This is a genomic window from Rhizobium sp. P2_G9, from assembly GCF_056403475.1.
The window spans coordinates 1-8,177 of the sequence record NZ_JBFUFK010000108.1; the positions used below are offsets into that span (position 1 = coordinate 1).

Here is an 8,177-nt window from a genome sequence, read left to right on the forward strand (position 1 = left end):
CAATGCAATGAAACACATAACCGCAAACCTGCTCAGGCTCGCTCCCGGCAAGGATTCAATCAACCCCAAGCGCAAAACCGCAAACTGGGATGACAAATACCTCGAGGCCGTAATCCGCGGAAATTAACTCACCCGATTGCCCTGCGGTTTCGCTCGGCGTTGCCGATTTACGATAAGTGAACGCAACCCCGCCGAAACGCCGATGCACGCCGATCCTCCCAAAAATGGTCGAGCCGACCGCATGGGCATCGGCTATAGCGGGATGATTTCCTGTTCTGAAGCGATCGAAAAGGTATTTTCCATGCGACATGCACCAGCCCCATCGATCAGCATCGAAATCACATCGCGCGTTGCCGACATCAATCACGCGCCGTCCGCCGCCGACAACACAGTGACGCTTGACAAGGATACGAGCTTTACCTTTTCGGCGGATACGTTCGGCTTCACCGACATGGAAGACGGAAACACACTGAAGGCCGTCATCATCACCGCCCTGCCCGACGCAGGCACGCTGACGCTCAATAATGTCGCGGTCACGGTCGACCAGTCGATCGACGCGAGCGACCTTGCGCATCTGGTCTGGACGCCGTCGGCCAATGCCAACGGCGACGTTTCCTCGCTGAAATTCAAGGTAGAGGACAGTGGCGGCACTGCCAATGGTGGCGTCGACATATCAGACGAACATGCGATCAATTTCTCCGTCACACCCGAACCGGATACGCCAACCGGCACCAGCAAGACGATCACGATCGACGAAGATGCGACCTACACATTCAGCGAAGCCGATTTCGGTTTCCATGATGCGGACGGCGATGTTCTCGGCGGCATCGAATTTCTAACTGGCCCCACAGGCGGCAAGCTCAAGGTCGGCTTCCAGGATCTGCTCTTCAACACTTTCTACAATAAAGATGCCAATCCTGACTCCGATGCCAATATTCTCAACACCGGGCAGATGAAGTGGACGCCGCCAAAGAATCTCGAAGGCAAGGCAGTCGCGACCATCACCTTCATCGTCGAGGACACGACTGGTCGTGAGGATCCAGTGACCCGGACGCTGACGATCAATATCAAGGATGAGACCGACACCTTCACCGGCACCAGCGGGCCGGACAAGCTCAAGGGCACGATGGGCCACGATGTCCTCGACGGCGGGCGCGGCAACGATACGCTCAATGGCGGCGACGGATCGGACACGTTCATCTTCGCTCACAAATACGGCCAGGACACGATTGTCGATTTCACTGCGACCGGCAAGAACCACGATGTCATCGACCTCTCGGATTTTGGCTTCAAGAACTTCAACGATCTACGCTTCAATCACATGTTCGAGCACGGCCACGATGTCTGGCTCGATGAGGGGCATGGTGACCTGCTGATCATCAAGCACATCGGAATCCCGGATTTCATCAAGAGCGACTTCATCCTGTGAGTGAGATGGTGCGCCCTGGCTTGCAGCATGGAATATGACGGTCCGCGTCATCCGCCATTGTGAAGCACTGCGGCTGAACGAGCACGATCCGCCAAATTTGCTTGGACTATGTCGCTTTTTCGGTGTTCTCCGGCGACGGTGCCGTTAAGATCGCCATCGATCGGCTGATTCAGGCGCGGTCCATTCCACATCGATGCCCATTCATGCGCAAGCTCATCCCGCTCGTCCCGCTGCTCACCTCCACCTCGCTGCTTTTGTTTGCCAATGCGCTGCAATCGCTGCTGATCGCCTGGCGGGGAACGAATGAGGGTTTTCCCACCTCGCTGATCGGCCTGATCACGGGTGTCTACTATCTCGGCTTCGCCATCGGCTGCGCTCATATCACGCCGCTGATCCGCGCCATCGGCCATATCCGCACCTTCTCGGCCATGGCGGCGATCACCACGTCATCGATCATCCTCTCCGGCCTTGCGGTCGATCCGGTGGTCTGGGTGGTGGTGCGCCTGGTCAACGGCTATTGCCTGGCGATCCTGTTCGGCATCATCGAGAGCTGGCTCAACGCCAAGGTCGACAATTCGATCCGGGCGCGCGTGCTGTCGGTCTATCGCTATTGCGACCTCTCTTCGAGCACCGCGGCGCAATTCTTCCTGCCCTGGTTCGGCGGCCAGGGCTTCGTCCTGTTCGGCATCGCGGCCATGGTGTTTTCGCTGTCGCTGACGCCGATCTCGCTCGCCGACAAATCAAGCCCGGCGGCACCCGATCCGATGCGCTTCAACCTGCGTTTCCTGATGGGCATCTCGCCGCTGGCCGCCACCGGCTGCGTCGCCGTCGGGTTTACCAACACCGTCTATCGCGCGCTTGGCCCCGTCTATTGCGTCAAGCTCGGCTTCGATACCAATGGTGTTGCGGCGTTCATGGTGGCGAGCATCCTGTCGGGTGTGGTGCTGCAATATCCGCTCAGCTATTTCTCCGACAAGCATGGCCGGCGGGCCGCCATCCTGGTCTCGACCGGCGGCGGACTGGCGGCAAGTGCGCTCATATTCCTGTTTGCCGGCGATCATTTATGGCTCAACGTCATCGGCGTCTTCGTGCTCGGCTCTTTCTCCATGCCGCTCTATTCGCTGTGTTCGGCGCATGCCAATGACCGCGCCGGTCCCGGCCAGTTCGCCATGGTGTCAGCCGGCATCCTGTTCTTCTGGGCGATTGGTGCGGTAGCGGGGCCGCCGACGGCCTCGCTTTTCATGGGCTGGCTCGGACCCGGATCCCTGTTCGGCTTCGTCGCCGCCACCCAGGCGATCTTTGTCGCCTACACGGTCATGCGCGTTATTCAGCGGCCGGAAGCAGCTGCCGGACGGTGAAAATACTGTAGCAAGCTTCAGAATCACTTGCTTTTTCCGTATGAGAGGAAGATGAACGGACACTCCCTCCGGGAGATCTGTTTCCCTCAATAGCGCATACCCGACGAACAAGAGATTTGATGCTTATCATTTCCGATACTGCCAGCCTGCAACAGGCGTGCGATACACTCGCTCAAAGCGAATTTGTCGCGGTGGACACCGAATTCCTGCGCGAGACGACGTTCTGGCCGCAGCTCTGCCTGATCCAGCTCTCCGGGCCGGCGCTCGACGCGATCGTCGATCCGCTGGCGCCGGGCCTTGATCTCGCGCCCTTCTTCCGGCTGATGGCCGACGCCAAAGTGGTCAAGGTGTTCCATGCCGCGCGCCAGGACATCGAAATCATCTTCAATCGCGGCGGGCTGATCCCGCATCCGATCTTCGACACGCAGGTCGCGGCGATGGTCTGCGGCTTCGGCGATTCCGTCTCCTACGACACGCTGGTGCAGAAGATCGTCAACGTGCAGCTCGACAAGTCCTCGCGCTTCACCGACTGGAGCCACAGGCCGCTCAGCGAGAAGCAGCTGGACTATGCGATTGCCGACGTCACCCATCTCAGAGACGTTTACCTCACTCTCAAGGCCGAACTCGAACGCGAGGGGCGAACGGAGTGGCTGTCGGAGGAAATGGCCGTCCTCGAATCGCGCGAGACCTATGACCTGCATCCCGACAATGCCTGGGAGCGCTTGCGGATGCGCATCCGCAAGCCCCGAAAGGTTATGAGCGCTCCCAGGCGGGAGGCGCGATCATCGCCCAGGTCAATGCGGCACTGGCGATCCCCAAGACGGACCTGCCGAGAATCCCCCGCCCACCCGCGGCGCCCGAAGGGACCGGCGCGGCCGTGGAAATGCTGAAAGTGCTGCTCAAGCTGATTGCCGAAAAGAACGGCGTGGCAACCAAGATCATCGCTACCGGCGACGACCTCGACCTGCTCGCCGCCAAGGGCGAAGAGGCGGATGTCGCGGCGCTGAAGGGCTGGCGGCGCGACCTCTTCGGCCTGCCGGCGCTTAAGCTCATCCGCGGCGAGATCGCGCTGCGCTTCGTCAATCGCAGGGTGGATTTGGTGGAGATCAGTGCGGTCGGATAGCCGGCTCGCGCCCGAAATCGGCAAAAAGCGCCGCCGGACATTTCCGACGGCGCGTTGCATGCTAATTCAACATCTTAGATGTGGAATTTGAAGTCGCTGAGGTCGAGATCCTTGATCGTGCTGTGGTCGAAGTGGATGTGCACCGCATCGCCATGGCCGAAGCTGATCTCGTAGTCTGTCTTGCTGATCTTTTCGATATCCAGGTTGGCAAATTTCGTGCCCTTGCCGAAGCCCTCGATGTCGAGGATGTCGTGATCCTTGCCGGCGGCATCGAAGTCGGTGATCGTGTCGCCCTTGTCGCCCTTGTGGAACTCGAACGTGTCGGAGCCGGCGCCGCCGGTCAGCGTGTCATTGCCCTTGCCGCCCCAGAGCGTGTTGTCGCCGGTATTGCCGACTAGGGTGTTGTTGCTGTCGTTGCCGGTGACGTCAAGGTCACCCTTGCCCTGAAGCTTTGCAGCCTCGACATTGTCATTCTTGCTGAGATCGATGTTCACCGATCCGATCGCGGTGTCATAGCCGCCCTTGTTGCCGGCCGCTTCCACGWTCTGGTCCTTGCCGCCGCTCAGCACATAGGTGTCGTCGCCGTTGCCGCCAGTCAGGACGTTCTTGCCCGCGCCACCCGAGAGCAGGTCGTTGTCGTCGCCGCCATAGAGCTTGTYGTTGCCGTAGCCGCCGTAGAGGTGATCCTTGCCGCCATTGCCATAGAGCTTGTCGTCAAGATTGCCGCCAGAGAGGTCGTTGGCCGAATTGTTGCCATTGATGATGTAGCTCTGCTTGTCGATCCAGGCAGCGAGGCTCTTGTCGCTTGCCAGGATCTTGCCGCTCAGGCCAAGATCTTCGATTGAATAAAGCTCAGCCTTGCCGTGACCGACGCTGAGACCGTCTAGCGCAGTGATCGCCTTCGCCCGATTATGGTCAACCAGGCCGCTGAAGCTCAGAGCACCGGTCAGGCTGACATAGTCGCCGTCCTTCTGATAAAGCGTGGCCGTCTGCACGCCCTTCTTCGATGTGTAGCTGAACTTGTTCATATAGCCCTGCGAGAACAGGTCCTTCAGTGAAATGTCGTCGACATTGAAATCGAAGTTGCCTGCAGCATTGTCGATCGTGATATTTGGCATTCCTGGTCCCCGTTTTGGTGTGTCCGCCGATGACCAGAAAGCTAGCGGGCAAACATTACGAAAGGCAGGATTCGAAATACTAAGATTTTAACGACCGATGCGAATTTTCCAAAAAAGAGAAAAAAATGGGCCGAATGGCGGCAGTTTTGGCGTTATTTTGACCGACATCAAATTACAATTTACCAATATATAGACCTGAATCGTGCGAGGCGGGCCTCTACTTGACATTCATCATTCGAAGCGAAATGCCAATTTCTTGCCGGTCAGCTTGGCAAGCTGTTGCAACCGTCCATCAAGGCGCTCCCCAGCGAATTCGGAATATTCCGGCGGCACCACGAATTCCAGGTCTAATCCGCTTGCGGCATCGCGCGGCCGCTCGAACCTGAGGTGCCGGACAATGCCGGGCATCGAGGCGGAGAACAGGTAGACCACACGCAGCATACCGCCCAACAGCTTGGCCAGGTCGAGCAGGCGCGGCGTGGCGATGGTGGTCAGCGCGCTGGTCGCTCCGTCGTCATAAAGCCCCTCGAAGCGATAATAATTGGCGAGCGCGACATAGGCGCGGCCGGGATGGGTAATGCCGATGAAGGAGGAGTGGGCGATGAGGTTGAGTGCCTGCGGACCACGATAGTCGGGATGGGCGCGCCAGCTGATATCGGCAAGCAGGCAGGCGGTCTGCCGATAGCGCGACTCCTCCAGCGTCTCCTCGATGCCGAAGAGCGGCAGCATCTGCCCGGTCCAGGCGGCCAGTTCGCGGGCATGCTCGGGCGAGCGGGCGCGCAGCACTGCCAGCTCGCCGGCGGCGGAGAGCAACGGGTCCTGGTGCTTGATCTGGTCCGGCAGCAGCGAATAGAGATAGCCCTCGCGCACCCCCTGAATGGAAAAGGAAACCTGCGCCGGTTTCATCGCCAGCAGCACTTCACGCATGGCAACGGCGCCGAAGGGCAGCAGCGTGCGGCGCGCGCGCGAGACAGCCTGGTAGGCCGGCTCCTTCTGCTCCTTGTTCTTGATGACGGTGTCAAGGAAGGCAATTACCTCGTCATAGGGCAGGCGATAATCCTGGATCATGTGCAGCGGATAATTGCTGAGCTCCATGTGCAGCTTGGCCAGACTGCGCCAGGTGCCACCAACGGCATAAAAGGTGCGGCCGGCGCCGGCCTTGAGGAAGTCGACGCTGCGCACCTGCTTGCGGGCATAGGCCGCCGCCTTGGTCAGAGAGCCGGCGGCATGTTCGGAGAGGCGGATGCCGCCGAGCGGCGTCGTCATGCCCTTGCCGATAACCGGCCCCTTGACGTCGACCAGTTCCAGCGAACCGCCACCGAGGTCGCCGACAATGCCATCGGCATCGTCATGGCCGCTGACAATGCCGAGTGCGGAATATTTCGCTTCTTCCTCGCCGGACAGCACGCGCACCTTGTGGCCGAGGATCATCTCGGCTTTGTGGATGAAATCCGGGCCGTTCTTCGCCTCGCGGGCAGCGGCGGTGGCGAGGATATACATGGTGTAGGCACGCGCCTGGTGCGACAGCGCCTTGAAACGATGCAGCGCCGCGAGTGCGCGGGCGACGCTTGCCTCGTCCATGTTGCCGGTCTGCTCCAGGCCCTTGCCGAGCCCGCACATGACCTTTTCGTTGAACAGCATGGTGGGGGCACGATTAAGCCCCTCATAGATCACCAGTCGGATCGAGTTGGAACCGATGTCGACGACGGACACCGGCTCCATGCCGGGCAGCCGTCCTTGAGCTTCAGATTCGACCATGAAAATCCAGTATCGACCTTATTTGCGGCCGGAGGAGAACCTGCCGGCGATCAGCTTCGGGGCACTCGATTTCAGGGCCTCTCCCCGGCCCGACAGCGACGGATTGGTCATGAAATAGAGCTGAGCGTTGAATGGTTCCTCCCCCTCGCCCACATCCGTCCGCTTCGAAGTTCCGTCGGCCAATATCTCGTAGGATTGTTGGTTGTCAATCAGATTGCCCAGCATGATCTGCGACAGGACCTGCTCGTGCACAGTCTTGTTGACCAGCGGAACGAGCGTTTCGACGCGCCGGTCGAGGTTGCGCGGCATCATGTCGGCCGAGCCGATATAGACCAGCGCCTGGTCGTGCGGCAGGCCATGGCCATTGCCGAAGCAGAAGACGCGACTATGTTCGAGGAAGCGGCCGACGATGGACTTGACGCGGATATTGTCCGACAGGCCCGGCACTTTCGGCCTGAGGCAGCAGATGCCGCGCACCACCAGTTCGATCTTCACGCCGGCCTGGCTGGCGTCATAGAGCGCGTCGATGATATCGGGATCGACGAGCGAATTCATCTTCATCCAGATCGCCGCCGGGCGGCCTGCCCGGGCATGGACGGTTTCCTCCTCGATATGCTGCAGGATGCGCTTGCGCAGCGTATAGGGCGAGACGGCGAGCTTCATGCCGGCTTCGGGCTCGCCATAGCCGGTGATGAAATTGAAGACATTGGCCATGTCGTGGGCGATCACCGGATTGCATGTGAAGTAAGAGAGGTCGGTGTAGATTTTGGCGGTGACCGGGTGATAGTTACCGGTGCCGAGATGGCAATAGGTGCGCAGCCTACGGTCCTCGCGGCGTATCACCATGCTCATCTTGGCATGCGTCTTGAGTTCGATGAAGCCGAACACGACTTGGACGCCGGCATGTTCCAAGTCGCGCGCCCAGCGGATATTGGCCTCCTCGTCGAAACGGGCCTTGAGCTCGACCAGAGCCGTCACCGACTTGCCGGCTTCGGCGGCGTCGATCAGGGCGCGGACGATCGGGCTGTCATTCGAGGTGCGGTAGAGCGTCTGCTTGATCGCCACGACATCCGGATCGCGCGCGGCCTGAATCAGGAACTGCACCACCACGTCGAAGGACTCGTAGGGGTGATGGACGATCATGTCCTTCTCGCGGATGGCCGCCAGGCAATCGCCCGCATGTTCGCGCACGCGCTCGGGATAGCGGGCATTGTAGGGGGGAAAGCGCAGGTCGTCGCGCGGCGCCTTGACGATTTCGGACAGCGTGTTGAGCGCCAGGAAACCGGGCAGCACCGCCGTTCGGTTTTCCGGCACGCCGAGTTCCTGGGTGACGAAATGGCGGAGCGATTGCGGCATTTCCGAATCCGTCTCGATGCGGATCACCGAACCAC

General features: G+C 60.0%; 6 protein-coding genes and 1 pseudogene. 3 read left to right on the forward strand and 4 right to left on the reverse strand.

Going from position 1 to position 8,177, the window contains the following annotated elements:
- Window positions 1–55 precede the first annotated feature (55 nt).
- Window positions 56–310, reverse strand: coding sequence for a hypothetical protein (locus AC1DYF_RS39985; RefSeq protein WP_477884449.1), 255 nt, complete (start codon window positions 308–310; stop codon window positions 56–58).
- Between AC1DYF_RS39985 and AC1DYF_RS39990 the strand changes: the two genes are divergently transcribed.
- The 3 genes and pseudogenes from AC1DYF_RS39990 (at window position 302) to AC1DYF_RS40000 (ending at window position 3,910) form a co-directional block, all read left to right on the forward strand.
- Window positions 302–1,429 (forward strand): Ig-like domain-containing protein, encoded by a 1,128-nt coding sequence (locus AC1DYF_RS39990; RefSeq protein WP_477884451.1) that lies wholly within the window; start codon window positions 302–304, stop codon window positions 1,427–1,429. The two genes, AC1DYF_RS39985 and AC1DYF_RS39990, sit on opposite strands and share 9 nt — an antisense overlap.
- Window positions 1,430–1,632: 203 nt before the next feature.
- The gene (locus AC1DYF_RS39995; protein WP_477884453.1) at window positions 1,633–2,787 is read left to right on the forward strand and encodes an MFS transporter; all 1,155 of its coding nucleotides are present in this window, start codon (window positions 1,633–1,635) and stop codon (window positions 2,785–2,787) included.
- A 125-nt stretch (window positions 2,788–2,912) separates the two neighbouring features.
- Window positions 2,913–3,910, forward strand: a pseudogene (locus tag AC1DYF_RS40000) (ribonuclease D).
- A 74-nt stretch (window positions 3,911–3,984) separates the two neighbouring features.
- Here the strand turns inward: AC1DYF_RS40000 and AC1DYF_RS40005 are convergent.
- The 3 genes from AC1DYF_RS40005 to ppk1 all read right to left on the reverse strand — a co-directional run.
- On the reverse strand, window positions 3,985–5,028 hold the full coding sequence (locus tag AC1DYF_RS40005; protein ID WP_477884454.1) for a calcium-binding protein: 1,044 nt from the start codon (window positions 5,026–5,028) through the stop codon (window positions 3,985–3,987).
- Between the two features lie 231 nt (window positions 5,029–5,259).
- Complete coding sequence (ppx, locus tag AC1DYF_RS40010) at window positions 5,260–6,786, reverse strand: exopolyphosphatase (RefSeq protein WP_477884456.1); 1,527 nt, start codon at window positions 6,784–6,786, stop codon at window positions 5,260–5,262.
- A gap of 18 nt (window positions 6,787–6,804) precedes the next feature.
- The coding region (gene ppk1 / locus AC1DYF_RS40015) for a polyphosphate kinase 1 (protein ID WP_477884458.1) at window positions 6,805–8,177 on the reverse strand (1,373 nt) is incomplete at its 5' end.

Excerpts from the sequence above, each read along its gene's own strand:
- AC1DYF_RS39990 (WP_477884451.1), top strand. The coding sequence starts at position 302 with ATGCGACATGCACCAGCCCCATCGATCAGCATCGAAATCACATCGCGC.
- AC1DYF_RS39985 (WP_477884449.1), bottom strand. The coding sequence starts at position 310 with ATGTCGCATGGAAAATACCTTTTCGATCGCTTCAGAACAGGAAATCAT.
- AC1DYF_RS39995 (WP_477884453.1), top strand. The coding sequence starts at position 1,633 with ATGCGCAAGCTCATCCCGCTCGTCCCGCTGCTCACCTCCACCTCGCTG.
- ppx (WP_477884456.1), bottom strand. The coding sequence starts at position 6,786 with ATGGTCGAATCTGAAGCTCAAGGACGGCTGCCCGGCATGGAGCCGGTG.